Genomic DNA, 25,374 nt, shown 5'->3' on the forward strand with positions numbered 1-25,374 from the left:
GCCCCGCCCCGCGCCGCCCCGCCGGCCATGCCGCGCACGAGGTGCGCATCATCGGCGGCCAGTGGAAGCGCACCCGGCTCAAGGTGGCCGACAGGCCGGGCCTGCGGCCCACGCCGGACCGCGTGCGCGAGACCCTGTTCAACTGGCTGGGCCAGGACCTGGCGGGCTGGCGCTGCGTGGACGCCTTCGCGGGCACCGGGGCGCTGGGCTTCGAGGCGGCCTCGCGCGGCGCCACCCAGGTGTTGATGGTCGAGCAGGACGCGGCCCTGGTGGCCCAGCTCGCCGCGACCCAGGCCAGGCTGCAGGCCGCGGCCGTACAGGTGCAGCGCGGCGACGGCGTGCAGGCGCTCAAGCGGCTTGCGCCGGCCAGCGTGGACCTGGTGCTGCTCGACCCGCCCTTCGACGCCGAGCTGTTCGAGCCCGCGCTGCGCGCCGCGGCCCAGGCCGTGGTGCCGGGCGGCCATGTATACCTGGAGGCGCCCGCGGCCTGGGGCGACGAGCAGCTGCTGCCGCTGGGCCTGAGCCTGCACCGCCACCTCAAGGCTGGTGCGGTCCATGCCCACCTGCTGCTGCGCAGCCGCTGAACGCGGCCGGCATAATCGGGCCGAACCCACAGCGAAGCCGCGGCCCCGCGCCGCGCGAGGAGACCCCATGTCACGCAGCGTGCTCGCCGTCTACCCCGGCACTTTCGACCCCATCACCCTCGGCCACGAAGACGTGGTGCGGCGCGCCTGCCAGCTGTTCGACCATGTGGTCATCGCCGTGGCCACGGCCTACCACAAGAAGACCCTGTTCAGCCTGGAGGACCGCATCGCCATGGCGCGCGAGGCCTTTCAGGACAGCCCCCAAGTCACGGTGGACAGTTTCAGCGGCCTGGTGCGCGACTTCGTCGTCGCCAAGGGCGGCAAGGCCATGGTGCGCGGCCTGCGCGCGGTGACCGACTTCGACTACGAGTTCCAGCTCGCCGGCATGAACCGCAACCTCATGCCCGACGTGGAGACCGTGTTCCTCACTCCCGACGGCAAGTACCTGTTCGTCAGCAGCACCTTCGTGCGCGAGATCGCCCTGCTGGGCGGCGAGGTCGACAAGTTCGTCTCGCCGCATGTGCTGGCGCGGCTGATGGAGAAGGCCAGCAGCGGCGTCAAGCCGTGACCAGAGGGCGCAAGGCCTACTTGCGCGTGTAGATCTGGTCGAAGGCCGCGCCGTCGGCAAAGTGGTCCTTGGCCGCCTGGGCCCAGCCGCCGAAGGCCTTGTCTATGGTGAACAGGTTCAGCTTGGGGAACTGCTTGGCGTATTTCGCCTGCGCCTTGGCGAAGGTCGGGCGGTAGAAATGCTTGCCCGCCAGGTCCTGGCCCTCGTCGCTGTACAGGTGCTCGAGATAGGCCTGGGCCACGGCACGCGTGCCCTTCTTGTCCACGTTCCTGTCGACCACGGTCACCGCCGGCTCGGCCAGGATGCTGAGCGAGGGGTAGACCACGTCGAACCGGGTGCCGAACTCCTTCTCCAGCAGGTAGGCCTCGTTCTCCCAGGAGATGAACACATCGCCCTGGTTGCGCTGGGCGAAGCTGATGGACGAGCCGCGCGCGCCGGTGTCGAGCACGGGCACGTTCCCGTACAGCCGGGCCACGAACTCCCTGGCCTTGGCGTCGTTGCCGTACTTGCGCTTGGCGAATTCCCAGGCCGCCAGGTAGTTCCAGCGCGCGCCGCCCGAGGTCTTGGGGTTGGGCGTGATGACCTTGACACCGGGCTTGACCAGGTCGTCCCAGTCCTTGATGCCCTTGGGGTTGCCCTCGCGCACCACCAGCACGATGGTGGAGGTGTAGGGCGAGGCGTTCTGGGGCAGGCGCTTCTGCCAGTCCTTGGGAATCCAGCCGCCGTTGGCGTGCAGGGCGTCGGTGTCGCCGGCCAGGGCCAGGGTGGCGACGTCGGCGGCCAGCCCGTCGATGATGGCGCGGGCCTGCTTGCCCGAGCCGCCATGCGACTGCTTGACCGTCACCTCCTGTCCGGTCCTGGCTTTCCAGTGCCTGGCGAAGGCGGCGTTGAACTCCACGTAGAACTCCCGCGTCGGGTCGTAGGAGACATTGAGCAGGGTGACGGGGGCGGCTTGCGCCAGCGCGCCGGCGCCGGTGGCCGCCAGGGGCAGGGCGCCCAGGGCGCGTATCAGTTGTCGGCGGGTGTTCATGGTGTTCCTCTCCAGGCAAAACAAAGTGCCCTGCATGATCGGAACAAAGCTTCAGATCGAAAACGAATAAGTTTTCAGTTGCTAATCTCAAAAAGATCTATGGTGAAGTTTCCCCCAGCTTCCCGTCGACCTACGGGTTAGACCCTATCGGTGCGTGGTCATGTTGTCATACCATTACGCCATTACTCAAGTCTTTGACAGGAGATTCGATGAAGACGGTGATTGCCCTGCTCGGCGCGGGCGGGAAGATGGGCGTGCGCTTGGCCAAGAACCTGCGCAACTCGGCCTACGAGGTGCGGCATGTGGAGGTCAGCGAGGTCGGCCGCGAGCGGCTGCGCCAGGAGCTGGGTGTGGAATGCGTGGCGCAGGACGCCGCGCTGGACGGCGCCAAGGTGGTGATCCTGGCCGTGCCCGACACGGTGATCGGCAAGGTGGCCGCGGCCATCTCACCGCAGCTCGCACCCGGCACCATGGTGATGACGCTCGACGCCGCGGCGCCGTTTGCCGGCCACCTGCCCCAGCGGGACGACCTGGTCTACTTCGTCGCCCACCCCTGCCACCCGCCGATCTTCAGCGACGCGCTGCGCAACGCCGATGGCCAGCCCGATTTCTTTGGCGGCGGCCACGCGCCCCAATCCATCGTCAGCGCGCTGATGCAGGGCCAGCCCGCGGACTTCGACCTGGGCGAGGACATCGCGCGCACCATCTACGCGCCCATCCTGCGCTCCTACCGCGTGACGGTGGAGCAGATGGCGCTGCTGGAGCCGGGGCTGTCCGAGACTGTGTGTGCCACGCTGCTGGACGTGATGCGCGAGGCCATGGACGAGGTGGTGTCGCGCGGCGTGCCGCGCGAGGCCGCGCGCGACTTCCTGCTCGGCCACATGACCATCCTGTCCGCGGTGATCTTCCAGGAGATCCCCGGCGCGTTCTCGGACGCCTGCAACAAGGCCATCACCTTCGGCAAGCCGCGCCTGATGCGCGACGACTGGCGCAAGGTGTTCGACCGCGAAGAGATCGCCGCGAGCATCCAGCGCATCACCTGAGCCACGCGGCGCGAGCCGCACCCATGACCGCCGGCCGGGCTCGCGACCCGGCCTGGCCGCTGCGTTAAACCCACCGCGAGACCCCATAGACAGGAGACAAGAGATGAAGATTCGCCATGCCCTGCGCGCCAGCCTGGCCGCCACCCTGCTTGCCCTCGCTGCCGGCGCCGGCGCCCAGCAGGTGCTCAAGATCGGCTACACCCCGGCCAAGGACTCGCATTACTGGGTCGGCGCCACGACCTTCTGCGACGAGGTGGAGAAGGGCACCCAGGGCCGCTACAAGTGCCAGCATTTCCCCAACAGCGCCCTGGGCGGCGAGCGCGAGATGATCGAGTCGGTGCAGTTGGGCACGCAGGACCTGGTCAACACCAGCACCGGGCCGCTAGGCAACTTCGTGCCCGAGACCAAGGTGGTCGACATCCCCTTCCTGTTCCGCGACTACGACCATGCGCGCAAGGTCATGGACGGCCCCATAGGCCAGGACCTGCTGAAGAAGATGCAGGCACGCGGCCTGGTCGGCCTGGCCTGGACCGAGAACGGCTTCCGCCACATGACCAACAGCAAGCGGCCCATCGTGCAGGCCGGCGACGCGGCCGGCCTCAAGATGCGCACCATGGAGAACAAGGTGCACATGGAGGGCTACAAGAGCTTCGGCCTGCTGCCCACGCCCATGGCCTTCCCCGAGCTGTTCACCGCCCTGCAGCAGGGCACGGTGGACGGGCAGGAAAACCCGATCCCGGTGATCCTGTCCTCGAAATTCTCCCAGGTGCAGAAGCACCTGTCGCTGACCGCGCATGTCTACTCACCCGCGGTGCTGATCCTCTCGCCCAAGGTCTGGGAAAAGCTCTCCGAGGACGATCGCAAGATCTTCCTCGCCGCCGCGAAGAAGGCCGCCGACGCGCAGCGCCGCAAGGTCAACGACGACGAGGCCAACGGCATCGCCCAGCTCAAGAAGGATGGCATGCAGGTGGTCGAGAAGGTCGATGGCGAGAGCTTCCGCAAGGCGGTCGCGCCGGCCTTCGCGGCCTTTGCCAAGGAGTTCGGTGCCGAGCGCATCGCGGCCATCCAGGCGGTGCGATGAAGCCTGCCGCCGATTGCCCGCTGCTCACCGAACCGGGAGCGGCCCGCCATGGCTGAACGCGTTCCTGAGCAGCCCCACTTGTCGGTGGCCGACGGGCGGGTGCGCGCACGCTACTGGCTGGAGACCGGGGACGATCCCCGGCGCGCGGCCGAGGTGATCGCGGGCGAGCAGTCCAGCGGCACCTTCACCGCCGTGCCGGGCGAGACGCCGGCCCTCAAGGAGCGCTCCGGCGCGCGCGTGGAGCGCGTCGAGCTGCTGGGCCATGCCGACCAGCCCAGCCTGCCGGGCGGCATGCGCTCCGAGCGCTACACCCGCTGCCTGCTCGAGCTGTCCTGGCCGATGGACAACTTCGGTCCCTCGCTGCCCAACCTGATGGCCACCGTGGCGGGCAATCTGTTCGAGCTGCGCCAGGTCTCGGGCCTGCGCCTGCTCGACCTTGCCGTGCCGCAGGCCTTCGTCGACGCCTGCCCCGGGCCCGCCTTCGGCATCGCCGGCACGCGCCGGCTGGCCGGCGTGGAACGCGGTCCGCTGATAGCCACCATCGTCAAGCCCAGCGTGGGCCTGTCGCCGCAGGAGACGGCCGAGACCGTGCGCCAGCTGGTCGCGGGCGGCATCGACTTCGTCAAGGACGACGAGCTGCAGGCCGACGGCCCGCATTGCCCGTTCGACGAGCGCGCCCGCGCCGTGATGGCGGTGGCCAACGAGGCCGCCGAGCGCCTGGGCCGCAAGCCCATGGTGGCATTCAACATCACCGGCGAGGTGGACGAGATGCGGCGCCGCCACGACCTGGTGCTGGCGCTGGGCGGGACCTGCGTGATGGTCAGCCTCAACTCGGTCGGCCTGGCCGGCCTGCTGGCGCTGCGCCGCCACGCGCAGCTGCCCATCCACGCGCACCGCTGCGGCTGGGGCTACCTGAGCCGCAGCCCGGCGCTGGGCTGGGACTATGCGCCCTGGCAGACCTTCTGGCGCTTGGCCGGCGCCGACCACCTGCATGTGAACGGCCTGGCCAACAAATTCAGCGAGCCCGACCACAGCGTGATCGCCGCGGCGCGCGCCGTGCTGCGCCCGCTGTCCGAAACCAAGCCCATGGCCGCCATGCCGGTGTTCAGCTCGGGCCAGACCGGCCTGCAGGCCGCGCCCACCTATGCGGCACTCGGCACGGCCGACCTGATCCACGCCGCGGGCGGCGGCATCCTCGCGCATCCCGGCGGCATAGCCGCGGGCGTCGCGGCCATGCGCCAGGCCTGGGAGGCCGCCATGGCCGGCACCGCGATCCAAAGCCATGCGCAAACCCATCGCGAGCTCGCACAGGCGCTGGAGACATGGTGATGACGGCGACCCCCGAAGGACCGGGCGGCCTGCTGCTGGCCTACTACGGCGACGACTTCACCGGCTCCACCGACGCGCTGGAGGCGCTGACCCAGGCCGGCGTGCCCACCGTGCTGTTTTTCGAGCCGCCCGATGCCCAGGCGCTGCGGCGCTTCCCCGGCGCGCGCGCCGTGGGCCTGGCGGGCCAGGCGCGCGGCCGCAGCCCCGCCTGGATGCGCGAGCAACTGGCGCCGGCGCTGGCCGCGCTGGCGCGGCTGGGCGCGCCCATACTGCAGTACAAGGTCTGCTCCACCTTCGACTCCTCGCCCGAGATCGGCTCTATAGGCTGCGCCATCGACCTGGGCGTGCCGCTGATGCCGGGCCGCTGGTCGCCCATGGTGGTCGGCGCGCCGCGCCTCAAGCGCTACCAGGCCTTCGGCAACCTGTTCGCGGTCGCCAACGGCGAGGGCCACCGGCTGGACCGGCACCCGACCATGTCGCGCCACCCGGTCACGCCGATGGCGGAGGCCGACCTGCGTCTGCACCTGGGCGCGCAGACCGCGCGCCGCCGCGCGCTGATCGACTTCACCCAGCTCAAGGCGGGGGCCGGCAAGGCCGCGCTGAGCGCCATCTGCGAAGCCGCGGCCGAGGTGCCGGTGGTGCTGCTCGACGTGCTGGACGAGCAGACCCTGCGCGAAGCCGGGCGCCTGGTCTGGGAGCAGCGCGGCGAGGGCCTGTTCTCGGCCTCTTCCTCCGGCCTGCAGGACGCGCTGGCCGCGCACTGGCAGGCCAGCGGCCTGGTGGCCGCGCCCGAGCACCTGCCGGCCGCGCAGCCGGTGGAGGCGATCGCCGTGGTCAGCGGCAGCTGCTCGCCGGTCACGGCGGCGCAGATCGCCTGGGCCCAGGCGAACGGCTTTGCCGCCCATCGCCTGGACGTGCCGCGCCTGCTGGACGGCTCGGCGCAGGAGATCGCCCGCGCCGTCGATGCCGCCTGCGCCGCGCTGGCGCAGGGCCGCAGCCCCCTGGTCTACACGGCCGCCGGCCCCGACGACCCGGCCGTGCTGGCCTTCGAGGCCCATGCCGCGGCCGCGGGCCTGGACCGCAGCGAGGCCGCGCTGCGCACCGGCCAGGCCCTGGCCCGCGTGATGCGCGCCATGCTCGACCGCCTGCCCGCGCTGCGGCGCGTCGCCGTGGCCGGCGGCGACAGCTCGGGCGCGGTGGCGGCGGCGCTGGGCGTGCAGGCCCTGACCATGGCGGCCAGGCTGGCCCCCGGCGCGCCGCTGTGCCGCGCCTGGTCGCAGGATCCGCGGCGCGACGGCCTGGAACTGGTGCTCAAGGGCGGTCAGATGGGAGGCGTCGACTTCTTCGGTGCCGTGCGCGATGGCCGGGATTCGTGATAATTCGGCACCCGGCGCCTTCACGCCCTCCCACATCACCCCAGGCCTTACCCATGACCGTGGTCCAACCGATCCTAAAACGCAAGCTCTACCAGGACGTGGTGGACCGGCTGATGCAGCGCATACAGACCGGCGAGATCCGCCCGGGCGAGCAGCTGCCACCCGAGCGCGAGCTGATGGACTTGTATGGCGTCGGCCGGCCTGCGGTGCGCGAGGCGCTGCAGACGCTGGAGCGCTCGGGCATCGTCGAGATTTCGCAGGGCGAGCGGGCGCGCGTGGTCATCCCCACGGCGCAGGACCTGATCCAGCAGATCGCCAGCGGCACGCGGCATCTGCTGCAGGTCCAGCCCGACATGCTCGAGCACCTCAAGCAGGCGCGCATCTTCCTCGAGGTGGGCACGGCGCGCATGGCGGCCGAGCGCGCCACGGATCAGGACGTGGCGGCCCTGCGTGCGCGCATCGAGGAACAGCGCGCCTCGCTCACGCGGCTCGAGGAGTTTCTCTCGCGCGACATGGCTTTCCACCGCGAGATCGCGCGCATCAGCGGCAACCCCATCTTCCCGGCGGTGGTCGAGGCGATTTTCCAGTGGGGCAGCGACTACTACCAGCCCATGGTGCGCGCGCCCGGGGCCGAGCAGCTCACGCTGGCCGAGCATGGCCGGCTGGTCGACGCGATCGCGGCGCACGACCCCGATGCGGCCGAGGCAGCCATGCGCAGTCACCTCTCGCGCTCCAATGAGCTGTACCACCACATCGAGGAAGCGCAGCGCCGCGGGCGCTGAGCCCCCCCGCCGTCATCGCGAGGCCGAAGGCCGCGGCGATCCATGGATGGCCGCGTCGGCTGCGCCGCCTCGCCATGACGGCCCCCTTTTGATCCACTCAGCGCAGCGCGCGGCAGATCGCCTCGGTCATGCCGCTGCAGCTGGCGTTGCCGCCCAGGTCGCGCGGCACGGTCTCGCCCTGGGCGAGCACCGCTTCCACCGCCTGCTCCACGCGGTCTGCGTCCGCATTCAGCGCGGCGTCGCCATGGCGCTCGGCCAGCCAGCGCAGCATCATGGCGCCCGACAGTATGGTTGCGACCGGGCTGGCCAGGTTCTGGCCGGCGATGTCGGGCGCCGAGCCATGCGCGCCCTGGAACAGGCCGTGCGTGTCGCCGACCTCGGCCGAGGCCGCGATGCCCAGGCCGCCCACGGTGCCGGCGCCCAGGTCCGAGATGATGTCGCCGAACATGTTCTCGGCCACGATCACGTCGTAGAAGTCGGGCTTCTTGAGCATGTGGACCGTGATCGCGTCGGCATAGGCGTAGTCGATCTCCACGTCCGGAAAGGAGCGCGCCACCTCGTCGCAGACCGCGCGGAAGAAGGCGTAGCTGCGCAGGATGTTGGCCTTGTCGCACACGGTGACGCGGTGCTTGCCATCGCGCGGCGCGCCCTTGCGGCGGCGCGCCAGCTCGAAGCTGAAGCGCGCGACGCGCTCCACGCCCTTGCGCGTGACCACCAGGGTGTCGGTGGCCAGCTCGCCGCGCAGGTTGACGCCCGCGCCGCGGCTGGCGTAGAGCCCCTCGGTGTTCTCGCGCACGATCACGTAGTCGATCTGGCCCGGCTGCCAGCCCGCCAGCGGCGATTTTGCGCCGCGGTACAGGCGGATCGGCCGCACGTTGGCGTACAGGTCCAGCTTGAAGCGCAGCTGCAGATGCAGGTCGTTGCCGACCTCGGTGCCGTCGGGGTAGGTGATGCCGGGCAGCCCCGCGGCGCCGTGCAGGATGGCGTGCGACTGCCGGCAGGCGGCGTAGGTGTCCTCCGGCAGCACCGCGCCGGTCTTGGCGTAGTGGGCGGCGCCGCCGTCGTAGGAAGTGAAGCGCAGGCGCTCGCCGCAGGCTTCGCGCAGGACGGTGATGGTCGACTGGCAGACTTCGGGGCCTATGCCGTCGCCGTCTATGGTTGCGATCTCGTAAGGGGTCATGGCGCTGGGGGTTGGGGTGGGGGTTCAGCGGCCCGTGCCGGCCGGCAGGGCCTTGGTCCCAGCGTAACAGCAAACCGCGTGCATCGATTAATTTGTATGATGAGTATGCAATATGATCTCTGAAAACACTTCTGACTTCAAGTCGCTCGCCGAGCGTCCGCGGGCCTACCTGTGCCGCCGCTTCACGCCGGCCGTGGAGGCGGCGCTGCGCGAGCGCTTCGACCTCGCCGTCAACGAGGACGACGCCATCCTGCCGCCCGAGGAAATGGTGCGCCGCGCCCGGGATGCCCAGGTGCTGTTCGTCACCGCCACCGAGTCGCTGCGCGCCCCGGCCCTGGCGGGCCTGCCGCAGCTCAAGGCCGTCGCCACGCTGTCCGTGGGCCACGACCACATCGACCTGCAGGCCGCCCAGGCCGCCGGCATCGCCGTGCTGCACACCCCCGACGTGCTCAGCGACGCCTGCGCCGACGTGGCCATGATGCTGCTGCTCAACGCCTGCCGGCGCGGCCTGGAGGGCGACCGCCTGGTGCGAAGCGGCGCCTGGCAGGGCTGGGCCCCGACCCAGCTGCTGGGCATGGGGCTGCAGGGCAAGGTGCTGGGCATCTTCGGCATGGGCCGCATCGGCCGCGCGATCGCCGAGCGCGCCCGCGGCTTCGGCCTCCAGGTCCACTACCACAACCGCAGCCGGCTGGAGCCGACGCTGGCGCAGGGCGCGAGCTACCACGCCACGCTGGACGGGCTGCTGGCTGCGAGCGACATCCTGATGGTGGCGGCGCCCGGCGCGCCTGCGCTGCGCGGTGTGCTCGACGCGGGCCGGCTCGCATTGCTCAGGCGCGGCGCGGTGCTGGTCAACATCTCGCGCGGCGACCTGGTCGACGACGAGGCCCTGATCGCCGCGCTGCGCAGCGGCCAGCTGCGCGCGGCCGGGCTCGACGTGTTCGCCAACGAGCCGCGTGTCCACCCCGGCTACCGCGAGCTCGACAACGTCTTTCTCACGCCGCACATCGGCAGCGCCACCGAAGAGACGCGCGACGCCATGGGCTGGCTGCTGATCGACGGCCTGGAGGCGCTGGCGGACGGCCGCCAGCCAACCAACCGCCTCTGCTGACGCCTGCAGACGCAGCCCCTTTTTTCAACCAGGAGACCCCAAGTGAAACGTATCGGCATGATCGGCATCGGCATGATGGGCCACGGCATCGCCAGCAACATCCTCAAGCACGGCTATCCGCTGGCCGTGCTCGAGCACCCCGGCAACCAGCCGCTGGACCAGCTCAAGGCCGGCGGCGCGACCAGCTTCACCCGCGCGGCCGACCTCGCCGCCCAGTCGGACGTGGTCATCCTCGTGCTCACCGGCTCGCCCCAGGTCGAGGCGGTGCTGACCGGGGAGGGCGGCGTGCTCGAGGGCCTGCGCCCGGGCAGCCTGGTGATCGACTGCTCCACCGCCATTCCCTCGTCCACCGTGAAGATGGCCCAGGCCGTGCAGGCCGCCGGCAGCCGCTTCATCGACACGCCCATGACGCGCACGCCCAAGGAGGCCGCCGAGGGGCGGCTCAACCTGCTGGTGGGCGGCGACGCGGCCCTGCTGGAGGAATGCCGGCCGCTGCTGTCCTGCTTCGCCGAGAACATCACCCATGTGGGCGCGGTGGGGGCCGGCCACGGCATGAAGCTGCTGCACAACTATGTCTCGCTGGGCTTCGTGGCCCTGCTGTCGGAAGCCGCGGCCTGCGCCCAGCGCAGCGGCGTGGCCCCAGACGCCTTCGTCGACGTGCTGGCCAAGGGCGGCGGCGGCGGCGCCGCGCTGGAGCGCGTCAGGCCCTACCTGCTGGCGCGCGACACCTCGGGCCTGCGCTTCTCGATCGCCAACGCCTGCAAGGACCTGGGCTACTACAACGCCATGGCCTCCGACGCCGGCGCCCAGCAGGGCATCGCCGAGGCGGTGCTCGGCACGCTCAAGGAGGCGCTGGACCAGGCCGGCAGCCAGGCCCTGGTGCCGGAGCTGACCTCCATCCTGGCGGGCGAGGCGGCAAAGGGCTGAGGCTGGACTGGCCTGGGCTGTTCGCGGGCGGTCTGGCCGCATCGCGGCGGCTTGTCGCAATGCGATTCGCTGTCTATGCTGGATCCGGTGCCCGCGCAAGCCAGGGTGCCCGGTTCCTCTTCCGCATGAACAACGAAAGGCAGGCTCCCATGGACTTCCGCACAGGTGATCGTCTTCCGAGATCGACCGGCCGCTTCCGGGCGGCCCTCGCGGCCTGTCTGCTGCTGCTCGCCGGTGCGCTGGCCGCGCCGGCGGCCCACGCCGCGCGGGATTCGCTGGAGAACCGCTACGAGATCGCGGTCTATCCGAACGGCGGCAAGCCGGACCTGACCGTCGATCCGATCCGCCTGAAGTCGCAGCTCAGCGTCATCGACCGCTACTTCGATCCGAACAGCGCTTCCGACCGCTGCGCCTACGAGGAGGGCGTGATCGGTGGCTACGGCTGGCGGCGCCTGATGGTCTTCGACGTGGTGATCGTCAACGCCGGCGACGGCGACCTCCTGGTCGGCGACCGTTCCGATCCCGACAATCCCTATGCGGGGGCCTTCTACCTCGATCCCTGCCACGGCCATTACCACCTTCAGGGCTTTTCCGAGTACCGGCTGCTCTACAAGGACGGCAATCCGGCCCAGGTCGGGCGCAAGCAGGGTTTCTGCTTCGAGGATTCGTTCAAGTACACCGACCATCCGAGCAACGGTTACCACTGCGGCTACCAAGGCATCACCAGCGGCTGGGGCGACTGGTACTACAAGCAGCTGACCGGCCAGTGGATAGACGTGACCGGCGTCCCCGACGGGGACTACCTCCTGGAAGTGGAGATCAACCTGCAGAAGCGCCCCTACCGGTTCGACGAGGGCGAGAACCGGTACGCCAACACGACCCAGACGCCGGCGACGCTTCCCAAGCGGCGCCAGCGCTGAAAGCCCGAGCCCGCGTCCGCGCGCCGGGCGGGTCAGTGCCCCGCGAACAGGCCAGACTCGTTCAGGAGATCGAAGGCAATCTCGGGCCGCTGCTCCATGCTTTTCCTGATCGCCGCGGGAATCGCCTGCCGGGTCTTGCGGCACAACCCGGGCTGCTCGTGCACCAGGATCACGATCCCGCGCAGGCTGCGGACTTCGTTCGGGCTGCTGGCTATGCTCAGGCGGATGCCCAGCTGCTGGGCCAGGCGCTCTTCCATGTGGCGCAGGTCACTCAGGCTGCTCAGGTTTTCCAGGCGCTGGATCAGCCGCTTTTCCTCTTCGCGGGTCAGGCGCAGTATCCGCAGGTCACCCTCGGGGTCCTGCAGCAGTGCGTCTCGACCGCACACGCATGCCCCCGGGGGGCATTCGGTGCGTATCGGAAAGGGGGGGCTCTTCATGGGTCCGGGTCGACCTGGAATGACGTGGGTTCTCACATTCTAGGGACGAGCGGTGGGCTGCTGCCGATGCCGTGGACACCTCGGAGGGGATGCCGGACGAACCGTACGGATTTATGCTGGACGCATGAGCACATCGAAGACCTTGCTGATCGTCTACCACTCGATGACCGGCGGCACGCGCCAGATGGCCGAGGCTGCGCGCGCCGGCGCCGCGGCGGAAACCGGCGTCCAGGTGCGGCTGCTGCGTGCGGCAGAGGCTGGGGCTGCCGATGTGCTCGCCGCGGATGGCTATATCTTTGCCACGCCGGAAAACCTGGCGGCCATCAGCGGCCAGCTCAAGGACTTCTTCGACCGCAGTTATTACGCCGTGCTCGACCATGTCAACGGCCGCCCCTACGCCAGCCTGATCTGTGCCGGCAGCGACGGTCAGAACGCGGCGCGGCAAATCGAACGCATCGCCACCGGCTGGCGGCTCAGGCCCGTGGCCGAGCCGCTGATCGTGTGCACACATGCGCAGACGCCGGAAGCCATCCTGGCCGCCAAACAGATAGTCACCGATGAGCTGGCGCGGTGCAGGGCCCTGGGCGAGGCGATGGCCGCGGGTCTGGCGCTGGGGGTGTTCTAGCTGCCGACACACCTCAACTGCCGCCCTGGCCCGACGCGCGCGGCTTGTCCTCGCTGAACGACTTCGCGACGAAGTCGACCAGGGCCTTCACCCGTACCGACGATCTGTGCTGCTGCGCATAGACGGCATAGATGTCGGCGTCGGGGCTGGCATGGTCGGCGAGCAGCTTGACCAGCCGGCCGCTGGCCAGGTAGCGCTCCACATCCCACTCGGCCCGCAGCAGGATGCCGTGGCCCTCGAGCGCCCAGTTCACGGCGATGCCACCGTCGTTGGTCGTGAGATTGCCGCGGATCTTCACCGTCTCGCCCTTGTCCGATCCGCTGCGGCCTGGGCGCAGGGCGGTGAAGCGCCACTGGCCATAGGCCTCGTCGCCCTGGCGAATGCCGATGCAGTTGTGCTTGGCCAGGTCGCGCGGCGTTGCCGGAACGCCATGCCGCTTGAGGTAGCCCGGTGAGGCCACGACGACGCGCTTATTGGGTGCGATGAAGCGCGCGATGCCGCGCGAGTCCGGCGGATGTCCGAAGCGGAAGCAAACGTCGTACGCGTCGTCGGTGAGGGCAGGCGGATTGACGGACAGCTGCAACTGAACGTCGACCTTGGGGTGCTTGCGCACGAACTGCGAGATCAGCGGCGCGATGTGGCTGCGGCCGAAGCCGAGCGTGGCGTTCACGCGCAGCGTGCCCTGCGGCGCCTGCTTCAGGCCGCCGAGCTGGTGCTCCATCTCCTCGATCTCGCCGAGGATCTTGCGCGCGTTCTCGAGGTAGATCTCGCCTTCGGGCGTGAGTCCCATGCGGCGTGTGGTGCGGGTGACGAGCGCGAGCCCGAGCCGCGTCTCGATCTGGGTGAGCCGCTTGCTCACCGCAGGCGTGGTGATGCCCATCTCGCGCGCGGCGGCCGTCAGGCTGCCGCAGTAGACGAGCGTGGAGAAAAAGCCCAGGTCGGCGGGTTGGATGACCTTGTCCATGGCGCCGATTGTCCCTCTCAATTGTTGAATTCAGGTTAAGTATGGTTTTCATTTCCGCACGGTTGTTGACTTCATGGGGGCCTACAGTCTGGCTGTCGTGCACGAGGCGCGACCCCACCGAACCCCTGGAGACAAGCATGTCCAATCCTTACCGCAAGCTCTCAGCCGGCATGGTTCTGTGCGCCGCAGCGGCTGCCGCTTCGGCACAGAGCTGGCCCGCGAAGACCGTGACCATCGTCGTGCCGTTCCCGGCCGGCGGCACCACCGACGTCCTGGCGCGCGCCATTTCCACCAAGCTGTCGGCCGCGATCGGCCAGGCCGTCATCGTGGACAACAAGCCGGGCGCCGGCGCGACGCTAGGCGCCGCCCAGGTGGCCAAGGTGAACGACGGCGGCCACACGCTGCTGATGGGCGCCGTGCACCACACCGTGGCGGCCAACCTCTACAAGAATCTCAGCTACAGCTTCGAGAAGGACTTCCAGCCGATCAGCACCGTGGCCATGGTGCCGAACGTGCTGGTGGTCAGCGCCACTGCGCCTCATGCGAGCGTCAAGGATCTCGTGGCCGCCGCCAAGGCCAAGCCCGAGGCCCTGTCCTACGGCTCCAACGGCAACGGCACGGCGCAGCACATGATAGGCACGCAGTTCCAGCTCGAGACCGGCGCCCGCCTGCTGCACGTGCCCTACAAGGGCAGCGCGCCGCTCACCACCGACTTGCTGGGCGGGCAGGTGAACATGTCGTTCGACACCGTCACGCCGGTGCTGCCCTTCATCAAGGAGGGCAAGCTCAAGCCCCTGGCCGTGACCACCGCCAAGCGCTCGGCGGCGCTGCCCAACGTGCCCACGCTGCAGGAGGCGGGCGTCCCGCACCTGGCCATCGGCACCTGGTTCGGCCTGCTCGCGCCGGCTTCGACGCCCAAGGCGGTCGTGACGCGGCTCAACCAGGAGGTGGTGAAGATCATCAACAGCCCCGAGTTCAGAAAGCAGATGGCCGACATCGGTGCCGAGCCGGTCGGCAACAAGCCCGAGGAGATGGCGAAACAGATCCGTGACGAGACGGCCAAGTTCGCCGAGCTCGTCAAGACCGCGAAGATCACTTTGGAGTAATGGAGATGCAGCAACAAGAAGCCGTGCTGGACCACGACGCCGCCGTCGCGGACCTCACGAACCTGATGGCGAAGTTCACCGCCTACATCGGCAAGCGCCTGCCCACCGACGTGCAGCACAAGCTGGGTGAACTGCGCGAGAAGGAGGTCAACTTCCTCGCCAAGGAGGTCTACGAGTCGATGCGGCAGAACCAGGATGCCGCGGACAAGCTCGACCGCCCGAGCTGCCAGGACACCGGCGTGATCCAGTACTTCCTGACCGCGGGTGCGAAGTTCCCGCTGCTGGGCGAGCTGGAGGACATCCTGCTGGGCGCCACGCAAGGCGCCACCAAGGACGGCCCCCTGCGCCACAACGCGGTGGAGACCTTCGTGGAGAAGAACACCGGCACCAACACCGGCTCCAAGATTCCCTGGCTGGACTGGGAAATCGTTCCCCACGACGACAGCGTGATCATCGACGTCTACATGGCGGGCGGCGGCTGCACCTTGCCTGGCGCATCCAAGGTGCTGATGCCGGGACAGGGCTACGAGGGCGTGGCGGAATTCGTGTTCGACGTCGTCAGCTCGCGCGGCGTGAACGCCTGTCCCCCGCTGCTCGTCGGCGTGGGCGTGTCGACCTCGGCCGAGACCGCGGCGCGCCTGTCCAAGAAGGCCATCCTGCGTCCGGTGAGCTCGCGCCATTCGAACGACAACGCGGCGCTGATGGAAGAGCTGCTGGCCGACGGCCTCAACGAGCTCGGCCTGGGCCCGCAGGGCCTGACCGGCAATGCCAGCGTGATGGGCGTGAACATCGAATCATCGGCGCGCCATCCGTCCACCATCGGCGTGGCCGTGTCCACGGGCTGCTGGGCGCACCGCCGCGGCCGCATCAAGATCAAGGCCGACATGAGCTGGGAAGTCATCTCGCATCAAGGATTCAAGCTGTGAAAAAGACACTGACCACCCCCATCAAGGACGAGGACCTGGAGTCGCTGAACGTCGGCGACGTGGTCTACCTGACCGGCACGCTCGTCACCTGCCGCGACGTCGCGCACCGCCGCCTGATCGAGCTGGGCCGCGAGCTGCCGGTGAACCTCGAGGGCGGAGCCATCTTCCACGCCGGGCCCATCGTGCGGCAGAAGGAGGACGGCGAGTACGAGATGGTGTCCATCGGCCCCACCACCAGCATGCGCATGGAGAAGTTCGAGAAGGAGTTCATCCGCCGCACCGGCGTGAAGCTGATCGTCGGCAAGGGCGGCATGGGGCCCGAGACGCAGGAAGGCTGCGTCGAGAACAAGGCCGTGCACGCGATCTTTCCGGGCGGCTGCGCGGTGCTGGCCGCCACCAAGGTCGAGAAGATCGAAGCGGCGGAATGGACGGACCTCGGCATGCCGGAAACCCTCTGGGTCAACCGCGTGAAGGAGTTCGGCCCGCTGATCATCTCCATCGACACCAAGGGCAACAACCTGATCGAGGAGAACAAGAAGGTGTTCAACGAGAAGAAGAAGCCCATCCTCGAGCGCATCAACCAGCAGGTGCGGTTCATCAAGTAGGCGAAGGGGCGGCCGCTCAAACCTCCGCGCCCTCCACCAGGAAGCGCACGCGCGTCACCCCCTGCCACTCGTCCGCGTCGAGTCGGAAGGCGAGCTTGACGCGCGCAGGCGGGGGTTCGGTGGGTGATGCGTGTTGACGAGGCGCGGCGTCACGACGTGGCCCCGCAGGTTCAGCACACCAACGCCCCGTCCTGAGTCTCGCGACGTGCGTTGTCCATCGTGACCAGCACGTCGGCGTCTTGTAGGACGAGCAGGCGCCGCGCCCCAGCTATTGATACTCGAATGCGAGGAAGAGCAATAGCGGCGGCGCCTGCATCGGCCGGTGTCAGTCCTTGCGCCAGAAGCCACGGTGCGGCACGGCGGCCTCGTCTTCCATCACCGGGCCAATGACCTCGATGCGCCGCTGACCGCGCGCGAAGACATCGCGGCAGGGCAGGGAGAACGTCGGGTTTTCCGGGTGGTCCCCGGTGAGTTCGAGCAAGGCGTACTCGGACAGCGCATAGACCACGCGGCCGATTCCCGTCCAGTAGACCGCGCCGGCGCACATGCAGCAGGGCTCGGCGCTGGTGAACAGGGTGCAGAGGGCAAGTTCTTCAGGTGCAAGCTTGCGGGCAGCCTCAGCGGCGGCAACGAGTTCGGCGTGTTGCGTCGGATCACCCTCAGGCGGCATGGAGTTGTTGAAGGCGGTCGAGATGATCTTGCCGTTGGCGTCGGCCACGATCGCCGCGAACGGATGCCGTCCGCGCGTGCGCGACTCGGTGGATAGCGTGATCGACAGCCGCAGCAGGTCGATGTCCCGTCCGCTGAGGCGGGCCTGCAGCGAGGGCAGCGTTGACGTGGGGAGAGTCTTGTTCATGGCATCGGATTGTCGCGCGGCAGGTGGCATCGCTACCCACCACTGGATCGACTAGGTCTGTCCTTACTTGCCAGCCCCAGGCACCTTGCCTTCGACGCCCTTGACGTAGAAATTGATCGCACCGAGGAAGGCGTCGTTGGCGACCTTGTCCTTCGCCAGTACGACCTTGCCCGTGTTGTCGGTGATCGGCCCCTTCCAGATCGAGAAGCTGCCGTCGCGCAGGCCTTTCTTCACCGCGTCGACCTTCGCGCGCGCTTCCGGTGGAACCTTGTCGGAGATCGACACCAGGTCGATGGCGCCTTCCTTGACGCCCCACCATGCGCGACCCGTCGTCCACTTGCCCTGCAGCGCGTCGCGCGCCGCCTTTACGTAGTACGGCCCCCAGTTGACGATCGAGGACGCGAGGTGGGCCTTGGGCGCGTACGCGGCCATGTCCGAATCCCAGCCGAAGGCGTACTTGCCGGCCTTCTGTGCCGTCTGCAGCACGGCCGACGAGTCGGTGTTCTGCATCAGCACGTCGGCACCGCCGTTGATCAGCGACTGCGTGGCCTCTGTCTCCTTGGGAGGGTTGAACCACTCGTTGACCCACACGACCCGGACCTTTACGTTCGGGTTGACGCTCTGCGCGCCCAGCGTGAACGAGTCGATGTTGCGGATCACCTCCGGAATCGGCAGCGACCCGACGAAGCCGAGCACGTTCGTCTTGGTCATCGCGCCAGCCAACACGCCGGCCATGTAGGCGCCTTCGTAGAAGCGCGCGTCGTAGGTGCGCAGGTTGGGTGCTGTCTTGTATCCCGTGGCGTGTTCGAAGCGGACGTTCTTCGATTCCGATGCAGACCGGAGCAACGGCTCCATGTAGCCGAAGGAGGTGCCGAAGATCAGCGTGTTGCCCTGCTCGGTCAGGTCATGCACCACGCGCTCGGCATCGGCGGATTCAGGGACGTTCTGCACGAACGTCGTCTGGACCTGGTTACCGAACGCCTTCTCGACCGCCTTGCGGCCGTTGTCGTGTGCGAAGGTCCAGCCTCCATCGCCCACGGGGCCCAGGTAGATGAAGGCGATCTTCAGCGGCGCCTGTTTGGCGCCCGTGGCGGCTGGCTCAGCCGCCTGCGAGACGCCGCCGTGCGCCAATAGGAGCGCACCGCTGACGACCGCGGAGCACAGTCCGGGCTTGGACAGTAGGTGAGCGAGGTATCGAGTCATAAGATCTCCATTGCAGTGACAGTTGCCTTACCCTTCAATCGACCCAGGCTCGGCACCTGTGCCTCTTGAACCCATTGCGAATGCGGTTCACGCGCCTTCACGCGACGCGCCGCTTACTCGGCCACGGCCCGCAGCGCGTTCACCGACCGGTGCTGCTGCAGCCACGCGTCGCGCCGCTGGAACAACCCCGGAACGGCGTCGTTTGCCTCGGCGATCAGGGTGCCGATGTCGCCGGTGAGCAGGCGTCCCTCGTCCACGACGATGCGTCCCGCGACCATGGTCATGCGAACGTCGCCGCCCTGGGCCGCGTGCACCAGGTTGTGGTGAAGGTTGGCCAGCCGTCCCGTGACGAGTGGCGTCATCCGCGGCGTGTCGGTTCGCACCGCGATGATGTCCGCCTGCTTGCCCGCTTCAAGCGTGCCGAGCGAGTCGTCCATGCCGAGGGCGCGGGCCCCTGTCACGGTCGCCATGCGGCAGACGCTCCACGAGTCCAGGGCGGCGGCGTCCAGCCGATGCAGCTTGGCCAGCAGCGAGGCGATCTTCATCTCCTCGAGCATGTCGAGGTTGTTGTTTTCCTTTTCGCCATCGGTGCCCAGCCCCACGGCAACGCCGCGCGCCAACAATTGCTCCACGGGGCACACGCCGCTGGCCAGCTTCATGTTGCTCGTGGGGTTGTGAGCCACGCCGACGCCATGTACCGCCAGCAGATCCATCTCCTGCTCGTCGACCCAGACGCAGTGCGCGAGCAGCACGCGATGCGCGTCGAGCAGCCCGAAGCGCTCCAGCGCCTGAACCGGACGAACCCCGTAGCGACGCTGCGTTTCCTCGACATCGAAGCGGCTCTCGTTGCTGTGGGTGTGCAGGCCGACGCCATGCTTGTGGCTGATGGCGACCGCGCGCGCCCAGGCTTCAGGCGTGGCGTAGAACATGTGCTCCAGCCCCACCCAGACATGAATGCGGCCATCGGCCCGTCCATGCCAACCTTCGATCAGCGCCTCGTTGGTGTCCAGCGTCTCGAAGTAGTTGTGGTCGGGGTGTTCGCCCACGTAAGGGACCAGCACGGCGCGGATACCCAGCTGCTCCGCCGCCCGGGCGCTGCCGTCCATGTAGCGCCACATGTCGACGATCGTCGTCGTGCCCGACAGCAGAGCTTCGGCGTAGCACAGCTGCGAGGCCAGCGCTGCTTCCCGGGCGTTCAGCACGCGATGCATCGGGTCGATGAACTGCTGCAGCCAATCCCAGACCGGCAGCCCTTCCGCGGTGCCGCGCAGCAGCCCCGAATGGGCGTGCGTGTTGATGAGGCCGGGCATCAGAAGCGTGTCGTCATAGCGCTTGACCGCGACGCGGGGATGGGTGGCCAGCACGATGTGCGCTGCGTCGACCTGCTCGATCCGGCCGTCGGCGCCGACCAGCACGGCGCCTTCTTCGATCAGGCGGTTGTTGGCCGTCATGGGTAGAACGAACTTGGCGCAAAGGATCTGGGGTGCCATGGATACTGTCCTCTTGGATGCGGCAGATTCTGCGAGGCCGAGCTGCCTGCGTAAAATCAGATTCCATCGAAAATCCAGATAGGTTGTCGTGCGCCCCTCGTTGGAGCAACTCGAAGTCTTTGCGGCGGCAGCGCGGGAGCGGTCCTTCTCGGCCACGGCGAGGAAGCTCGGCAAGTCGCAGTCGGCGATCAGCACGGCCATTGCAGAGCTCGAGATCGACCTGGGCGTCGAACTCTTCGACCGAGGTGCGCGCTATCCAGTGCTCACGCATGCCGGCACGGCGCTTCTGGCCGAAGTCGATGCGATCCTGTCGCATCGCGACACGTTGCTGGATCGCGCCAATGCGCTGACAGGCCTGTGCGAGCCGCGTGTCGCGATCGCGATGGAAGACGCATGCCCCTATGGCGTCATCGCGCCGACGCTTTCGCGCTTCGCGGCTCGGTTCCCAATGGTCCAGGTCGAGATTCTGCAGCCGCTGAGCACGCCCTTGGCCGAGATGATCCTGGCCGGAGAGGCTGCGCTCGGACTGGGCTGCCCTCAGCCCGACTACCCGGCAGGCATTGGCTTCCGCCGTCTGGGCGAAGTCACGCTGGTGAACGTCGTGCGGGCCGATCATCCGCTGGGTGCGATTGCATCGGTGTCGTTCGCGCACCTTGCCGACCACATGAAACTCTCGATGGCGGCGCAGTCGCGAAGGGTGACGACCAGCGAGTACCTGAAGTCGCCGCGCCAATGGCTGGTGCACAGCGAGCTTGCGCTGCTGGAGCTACTGAAGGGCGGACTGGGGTGGGCCGCGGTGCCGCGACGGCTGGTGGCCGACGAGCTGGCATCTGGCGAGCTCGTCGAATTGAGGCTCGAAGCCTATCCGTTCACCCAATGGACGGTGGGCCTGGACCTCGTCTGGCAAGTCGATACCAAGCCAGGCGTCGCGGGGACTTGGCTGCGCGTGGAACTTGGAAACACCAAGGTGTTCGGCTAATGCCTGGCCCGCCAGCCTGCCCACCGACCGGGGGCAGTGGCTGGTCCGGACCGTACCTGATAAATTACATCCTTTGCCACTGATTACGACTTTATGCGATCCGATCATCGTCATCCGGAGTGCCGTCATGAGTGAACCGTGGGTGTCCGTCGAGCAGATTGCCGAACACTTGGGCGTGACGCGCGACTCGATCTACCGCTGGATCGATCGAAAGGGCTTGCCTGCGCACCGCGTGGGGCGACTGTGGAAATTCCAGCTCTCCGAGGTCGATGAATGGGTGCGCGTGGGCGGGGCCGACGACGAGCCGGAGAGCGGGGGCGAACAAAAATGAAGTACAGCAGGGGAGGGATCGCGTGAGCCTGGAAGGACAACTCCTCGACCAGAAGTCCTTGCGGGCCGTGACCGGCAAGACGGCGGACTGGAACGAAATCGCCAAGGATTGCATCGCCTTTGCCAATGCAACGGGCGGTCGGCTGCTGCTTGGCATCGAGGAGGGGCAGGATGCGCCGCCAGCCGGTCAACAAGTCCCCGCCGATCTGCCCGACACCCTTCGGCGCAAGCTGGCAGAGCGCACCGTCAACGTTGCCGTGCTGCCTGATGTCGTCACCGCCTCCAATGGCGGCCAATACATCGATTTGCGCATTCCCCGCGCGATGGCCGTGGCGTCCACCACCGATGGCCGCTACTTTCTGCGCGTGGCCGATCAGAGCAAGCCCGTCACGGGCGACGACGTAATGCGGCTGGCCAGCGAGCGTTCCGCGCTGCCGTGGGAAACGCAGACCACCCTGCATATCCCTCGCGTCGAGGCAGATGCCGCCAAACGCGACAAGCTTCTGCAAGCTTTGCGCGCATCGGATCGCGTCAAAGCCTCGGTCAAGGAAAAGACCAACGATGAGCTGCTCGACCACTATCAGCTCGCGCAAGGCAGCACCCTCACCAATCTGGGCGTTCTTTGCCTTGGCCGCCAGCATCACCGCGCCCAACTGACCACGGCACCGGTCATCCAGTTCATCAAGTACGACGATCACGGCCAGAAGGTGAACAAGCTGGTGTGGGACGACCACACGCAAAGCCCGATGGAGCTGATCGAGGCGGTCTGGCTTGAGGTGCCCGACTTCCGCGAGCGCTACGAACTGCCTGATGGCCTGTACCGCCAGAACGTGCCGGCCTTTGACGAGGTGGTGGTGCGTGAGCTCCTGGTCAACGCGCTGGTCCATCGCCCCTACACCCAGCGCGGCGACATCTTCCTGAACCTGCACCCGGACAGGCTGGAAGTGGTCAACCCCGGCCCGCTGCCGCTGGGCGTCACGCCGCAGAATGTGCTGCACACCACTGTGCGTCGCAACGAACACCTTGCCCGCCTGTTCCACGACCTGAAGCTGATGGAACGTGAAGGCAGCGGTTTCGACAAGATCTTCGAGGTGCTGCTGTCACAAGGGCGCCCCGCGCCGGAGCTGATCGAGACGCACGACCGCGTGCAGGTCACGGTACGCCGGCGCATCCTCAAGCCCGAAGTCATCGACTTCATTGCCAAGGCAGATCAGACCTACCAGCTCACCCAGCGCGAGCGCATCGCCCTGGGCCTGCTGGCGCAGCACGATGCGCTGACAGCACGCGAGCTGGCGGTCGTCCTCGAACTGCCGTCAGTCGAAGCGTTGCAGCCTTGGCTCAAACGTCTGCTCGACTGGCATCTGCTGCAGAGCGCAGGACGCACGCAGGCTACGCGCTATTTTGTTGATCCTGGCCTGCTGCGCAGCCTCAACTTCACTGGCGAAACCACCCTCAAGCGCATCGAGCCGCATCGTCTCCATGCCTTGATCGTGGAAGACGTAGGCCGCTATCCGGGCACCAAAATCGGCGACATCCACCAGCGGATCGGTCTGGAAATCCCGCGCTCACGCGTGCGCCGCGCGGTTGAACAACTGGTGAAAGACGGCAAGCTGTCTCAGGAGGGGGTGCGAAGTGGCACACGTTATCGCCTTCCCTGACTTGGCTCAAAACCGCGCCTATCCGCCAAGTGTGAGCCAAAGCAGTGCGCCAAATAGAGCCGTCAGCCAGCTAACTCACTGTCACGTCAACGATTTTTCTTTGGCTCGCAGCCCGTACCTGGGCCAAAGCGTCAGGCCACGCGCGCTATCGGACAATTTACGCCATATCGGCGATAGCTGGGCGATAGAAGGTGGGCGATACGCCCTCGAAAGCTCAATAAATCAAAGGGTTGTATCGGAATTTCACAAAGCGTCGTGGGCGGTAGACTCGCCCGAAGCGAGGGGGGAAGACGCATGACGCCAGAAACCAAGGCGCGCCAACTGATCGACCAAAAGCTGGAACAGGCCGGCTGGATCATCCAGGACATGAAACAGCTTAACCTGTCGGCAGGTGTAGGCGTGGCCGTGCGCGAATACCCCACCGACAGTGGCCCGGCCGACTACGTGCTGTTCGTCAACCGCCATGCGGTGGGCGTGATTGAAGCCAAGAAGGACAGCGCTGGCGAAAACCTGACCGCGACGGAAGCCCAGACCGAGCGCTACGCCACCGCCAATCTGAAATGGCGCAAAGACAACACGCCCCTGCGCTTCCTGTTCGAGGCCACGGGCCAGATCATCCGCTTCACCGACAACGCCGACCCCGCGCCGCGTTCGCGCGAAATTTTCCACTTCTTCAAGCCGGAAACGCTGGCCTCCTGGCTCGCGCAGCCTGACACGCTGCGCCGCCGCTTGGCCGAGCAAATGCCCGCGCTTCCTGAAAAGAACCTGCGGGATTGCCAGATCAGCGCCGTCACCGGGTTGGAGAAGTCTCTTGCGCTGAACAAACCCCGCGCCCTTGTGCACATGGCCACTGGCGCCGGCAAGACCTTCACGGCGATCACCTCGGTCTATCGCCTGCTCAAGTTCGGCGGCGCCAAGCGCATCCTGTTTCTGGTCGATACCCGCAATCTCGGCAAACAGGCCCATCAGGAATTCATGGCCTATACGCCGCCAGATGATGCCCGCAAGTTCACCGACCGGCGCGCAACTGCTGGACCGCATCCTCATCGAACGCCGTGCTCGCTGGGAAACCAAGCAGCTCGCCAAGTTCAAGGAGCAAGGTAAAGCCCCGCCCAAGGACTGGCAGAAGAAGTACTCCGAGCCAGTGCAGCCGGATACCACCGGTTTGCCAGGGTTGCCCGAGGGGTGGGTGTGGGCGAGTATTGAGCAGATCGCATCCGACGAGCGATACAGCCTTGCGATAGGCCCATTTGGTAGCAATCTCAAAGTTCCGGACTACCGCGATTTTGGCGTGCCTTTGGTCTTCGTTCGCAATATTCGGTCAGGTAAGTACGGCGGAGAGCACACCAAATACGTGAACCCAGAGAAAGCCATCGAGTTGAGTGCTCACAGTGTCGCCGCAGGCGATGTATTGGTTACAAAGATGGGCGAGCCGCCAGGTGATGCGGATGTTTATCCCGCCGATCAACCTTCAGCAATCATCACGGCTGACTGCATATTCCTCGATGACCACCTCGGCCTTGATCCGGACGAGGGCATCGAATCTGTGCTGTTCGTACTGCGCCAACCGCCGTGGAAGTCAAAGGCTGCCAATGGCGACCCGCGCTTCTGGAATGCGCGCGGCGTGGTGCGTGATTTCTTGTCCCGCCTTTATGACATTGCTTTGGCGCCGGTCGACATCAGTCGCCAGGTGCCCACTTCGATCTGGAACAAGACAAGGCTTCAGTTCAAATACCTGTACGTGAAGGACATCGCCGCTCTGCGGCGTTTGGTAGGCAACCAATCACCTGCGCAGTTTTTCCGTGATCTGGAGAGCACCTACGTCTCCGAGCTGATCGAGGAGGTGCGCATCCGCGTGCGCCTCAAGAAAAACGATGGCAGCGTGACGTTCCGCGAGCTCAGCGAGGGTGAACAGCAGTTGCTGACCGTGTTAGGGTTGCTGCGCTTTACCGCCGAGGATGAAAGCCTGTTTTTGCTGGATGAGCCAGATACGCATTTGAATCCGCGCTGGAGCGTGGACTACATCTCGTACTTGAAGCAATTCATCGCCAACGGCACGAGGCAAGAAGAGACAAGCCACATCCTGCTGACAACTCATAACCCGCTGGCCATTGCGGAACTTGAGCCATCACGCCAGATGACTTAACCGACCGCTTTCGGTCTTGAATCAGACCTCGGTGATCGCTAAGTGACGGACCGGTCGTGGCCGTTCCTTTGCACAGACGAACAGCCGGTCTTCTTGACAGCGAACGGTCGGACCGGACACA

The 25,374-nt window shown here is 67.2% G+C and carries 26 protein-coding genes; 19 read left to right on the forward strand and 7 right to left on the reverse strand.

The features are described from left to right. A partial coding sequence (gene rsmD / locus FFS10_RS10575) for a 16S rRNA (guanine(966)-N(2))-methyltransferase RsmD (protein WP_502702810.1) occupies positions 1-584 on the forward strand: 584 nt, incomplete at its 5' end. A gap of 67 nt (positions 585-651) precedes the next feature. Further along, a complete protein-coding gene (gene coaD, locus FFS10_RS10580) occupies positions 652-1,152 on the forward strand; it encodes a pantetheine-phosphate adenylyltransferase (protein ID WP_137894268.1) in 501 nt (166 codons plus the stop codon). A 16-nt stretch (positions 1,153-1,168) separates the two neighbouring features. Here the strand turns inward: coaD and FFS10_RS10585 are convergent, their stop codons facing one another. Continuing rightward, positions 1,169-2,182 (reverse strand): sulfate ABC transporter substrate-binding protein, encoded by a 1,014-nt coding sequence (locus FFS10_RS10585; RefSeq protein WP_137894271.1) that lies wholly within the window; start codon positions 2,180-2,182, stop codon positions 1,169-1,171. Positions 2,183-2,391: 209 nt separating this feature from the next. Between FFS10_RS10585 and FFS10_RS10590 the strand changes: the two genes are divergently transcribed. The 5 genes from FFS10_RS10590 to FFS10_RS10610 all read left to right on the forward strand — a co-directional run bounded on the left by FFS10_RS10590 (position 2,392) and on the right by FFS10_RS10610 (position 7,793). Continuing rightward, positions 2,392-3,225, forward strand: coding sequence for a phosphogluconate dehydrogenase C-terminal domain-containing protein (locus FFS10_RS10590; RefSeq protein ID WP_137894273.1), 834 nt, complete (start codon positions 2,392-2,394; stop codon positions 3,223-3,225). 103 nt (positions 3,226-3,328) lie between these two features. Further along, on the forward strand, positions 3,329-4,306 hold the full coding sequence (locus tag FFS10_RS10595) for a TRAP transporter substrate-binding protein (protein ID WP_137894275.1): 978 nt from the start codon (positions 3,329-3,331) through the stop codon (positions 4,304-4,306). A gap of 48 nt (positions 4,307-4,354) precedes the next feature. Next, the gene (locus tag FFS10_RS10600) at positions 4,355-5,635 is read left to right on the forward strand and encodes a ribulose-bisphosphate carboxylase large subunit family protein (RefSeq protein ID WP_137894277.1); all 1,281 of its coding nucleotides are present in this window, start codon (positions 4,355-4,357) and stop codon (positions 5,633-5,635) included. Then, on the forward strand, positions 5,635-7,011 hold the full coding sequence (gene oiaK, locus FFS10_RS10605) for a 3-oxo-isoapionate kinase OiaK (protein WP_137894279.1): 1,377 nt from the start codon (positions 5,635-5,637) through the stop codon (positions 7,009-7,011). The genes FFS10_RS10600 and oiaK overlap by 1 nt, the downstream gene beginning before the upstream one ends. A gap of 53 nt (positions 7,012-7,064) precedes the next feature. Further along, on the forward strand, positions 7,065-7,793 hold the full coding sequence (locus tag FFS10_RS10610; protein ID WP_502702814.1) for a transcriptional regulator NanR: 729 nt from the start codon (positions 7,065-7,067) through the stop codon (positions 7,791-7,793). 97 nt (positions 7,794-7,890) lie between these two features. On the opposite strand, the gene FFS10_RS10615 is transcribed toward FFS10_RS10610, so the two are convergent. Next, a complete protein-coding gene (locus tag FFS10_RS10615; protein ID WP_137894281.1) occupies positions 7,891-8,973 on the reverse strand; it encodes an isocitrate/isopropylmalate dehydrogenase family protein in 1,083 nt (360 codons plus the stop codon). 112 nt (positions 8,974-9,085) lie between these two features. Between FFS10_RS10615 and FFS10_RS10620 the strand changes: the two genes are divergently transcribed. From FFS10_RS10620 to FFS10_RS10630, 3 genes are all read left to right on the forward strand, one after another. Next, on the forward strand, positions 9,086-10,081 hold the full coding sequence (locus FFS10_RS10620; RefSeq protein ID WP_137894283.1) for a 2-hydroxyacid dehydrogenase: 996 nt from the start codon (positions 9,086-9,088) through the stop codon (positions 10,079-10,081). 42 nt (positions 10,082-10,123) lie between these two features. Next, the gene (locus FFS10_RS10625; protein ID WP_249931245.1) at positions 10,124-11,008 is read left to right on the forward strand and encodes an NAD(P)-dependent oxidoreductase; all 885 of its coding nucleotides are present in this window, start codon (positions 10,124-10,126) and stop codon (positions 11,006-11,008) included. 149 nt (positions 11,009-11,157) lie between these two features. Then, on the forward strand, positions 11,158-11,928 hold the full coding sequence (locus FFS10_RS10630; RefSeq protein WP_171016132.1) for a lysyl oxidase family protein: 771 nt from the start codon (positions 11,158-11,160) through the stop codon (positions 11,926-11,928). Between the two features lie 32 nt (positions 11,929-11,960). Here the strand turns inward: FFS10_RS10630 and FFS10_RS10635 are convergent, their stop codons facing one another. Next, on the reverse strand, positions 11,961-12,365 hold the full coding sequence (locus FFS10_RS10635) for a hypothetical protein (protein WP_137894287.1): 405 nt from the start codon (positions 12,363-12,365) through the stop codon (positions 11,961-11,963). Between the two features lie 124 nt (positions 12,366-12,489). Between FFS10_RS10635 and FFS10_RS10640 the strand changes: the two genes are divergently transcribed. Further along, positions 12,490-12,990 carry a flavodoxin family protein gene (locus FFS10_RS10640; RefSeq protein WP_137894289.1) on the forward strand — a complete coding sequence of 167 codons (501 nt, stop codon included), beginning with the start codon at positions 12,490-12,492 and terminating at the stop codon, positions 12,988-12,990. Positions 12,991-13,003: 13 nt separating this feature from the next. Here FFS10_RS10640 and FFS10_RS10645 read toward each other — a convergent pair whose 3' ends face one another. Next, complete coding sequence (locus tag FFS10_RS10645) at positions 13,004-13,954, reverse strand: LysR family transcriptional regulator (protein WP_137894291.1); 951 nt, start codon at positions 13,952-13,954, stop codon at positions 13,004-13,006. Between the two features lie 137 nt (positions 13,955-14,091). Here FFS10_RS10645 and FFS10_RS10650 point away from each other — a divergent pair, with 137 nt between their 5' ends. From FFS10_RS10650 to ttdB, 3 genes are read left to right on the forward strand one after another with little or no spacing between them, the layout of a single operon-like run. Next, positions 14,092-15,060, forward strand: coding sequence for a Bug family tripartite tricarboxylate transporter substrate binding protein (locus tag FFS10_RS10650; RefSeq protein ID WP_137894293.1), 969 nt, complete (start codon positions 14,092-14,094; stop codon positions 15,058-15,060). A 26-nt stretch (positions 15,061-15,086) separates the two neighbouring features. After that, positions 15,087-15,986 carry a L(+)-tartrate dehydratase subunit alpha gene (ttdA, locus tag FFS10_RS10655; protein WP_171016135.1) on the forward strand — a complete coding sequence of 300 codons (900 nt, stop codon included), beginning with the start codon at positions 15,087-15,089 and terminating at the stop codon, positions 15,984-15,986. Next, positions 15,983-16,591: a L(+)-tartrate dehydratase subunit beta gene (gene ttdB / locus FFS10_RS10660; RefSeq protein WP_137894298.1), complete on the forward strand. Its 609-nt coding sequence runs from the start codon at positions 15,983-15,985 to the stop codon at positions 16,589-16,591. The genes ttdA and ttdB overlap by 4 nt, the downstream gene beginning before the upstream one ends. 325 nt (positions 16,592-16,916) lie before the next feature. Here ttdB and FFS10_RS10665 read toward each other — a convergent pair whose 3' ends face one another. The 3 genes from FFS10_RS10665 to FFS10_RS10675 all read right to left on the reverse strand — a co-directional run bounded on the left by FFS10_RS10665 (position 16,917) and on the right by FFS10_RS10675 (position 20,140). Beyond that, complete coding sequence (locus FFS10_RS10665) at positions 16,917-17,447, reverse strand: nucleoside deaminase (RefSeq protein ID WP_137894300.1); 531 nt, start codon at positions 17,445-17,447, stop codon at positions 16,917-16,919. 63 nt (positions 17,448-17,510) lie between these two features. Then, entirely contained in the window at positions 17,511-18,650 is a 1,140-nt protein-coding gene (locus tag FFS10_RS10670) for a BMP family ABC transporter substrate-binding protein (protein WP_137894302.1), read from the reverse strand. A gap of 113 nt (positions 18,651-18,763) precedes the next feature. Further along, positions 18,764-20,140 carry an amidohydrolase family protein gene (locus FFS10_RS10675; protein WP_137894304.1) on the reverse strand — a complete coding sequence of 459 codons (1,377 nt, stop codon included), beginning with the start codon at positions 20,138-20,140 and terminating at the stop codon, positions 18,764-18,766. Positions 20,141-20,240: 100 nt separating this feature from the next. On the opposite strand from FFS10_RS10675, the gene FFS10_RS10680 reads away from it, so the two are divergent. The 5 genes from FFS10_RS10680 (at position 20,241) to FFS10_RS23150 (ending at position 25,253) form a co-directional block, all read left to right on the forward strand. Next, positions 20,241-21,119, forward strand: a complete 879-nt coding sequence (locus FFS10_RS10680) for a LysR family transcriptional regulator (RefSeq protein ID WP_171016133.1) — start codon at positions 20,241-20,243, stop codon at positions 21,117-21,119. Between the two features lie 127 nt (positions 21,120-21,246). After that, complete coding sequence (locus FFS10_RS10685; RefSeq protein ID WP_137894308.1) at positions 21,247-21,450, forward strand: helix-turn-helix domain-containing protein; 204 nt, start codon at positions 21,247-21,249, stop codon at positions 21,448-21,450. A 22-nt stretch (positions 21,451-21,472) separates the two neighbouring features. Further along, positions 21,473-23,107, forward strand: coding sequence for an ATP-binding protein (locus FFS10_RS10690; protein WP_137894310.1), 1,635 nt, complete (start codon positions 21,473-21,475; stop codon positions 23,105-23,107). Positions 23,108-23,401: 294 nt separating this feature from the next. Then, the gene (locus FFS10_RS10695; RefSeq protein WP_212744119.1) at positions 23,402-24,211 is read left to right on the forward strand and encodes a DEAD/DEAH box helicase family protein; all 810 of its coding nucleotides are present in this window, start codon (positions 23,402-23,404) and stop codon (positions 24,209-24,211) included. After that, on the forward strand, positions 24,102-25,253 hold the full coding sequence (locus tag FFS10_RS23150; RefSeq protein WP_212744120.1) for an AAA family ATPase: 1,152 nt from the start codon (positions 24,102-24,104) through the stop codon (positions 25,251-25,253). The genes FFS10_RS10695 and FFS10_RS23150 overlap by 110 nt, the downstream gene beginning before the upstream one ends. Positions 25,254-25,374: the final 121 nt, after the last annotated feature.

It is taken from the genome of Ramlibacter sp. 2FC (genome assembly GCF_005503345.1).
Lineage (GTDB): Bacteria > Pseudomonadota > Gammaproteobacteria > Burkholderiales > Burkholderiaceae_C > SCMQ01.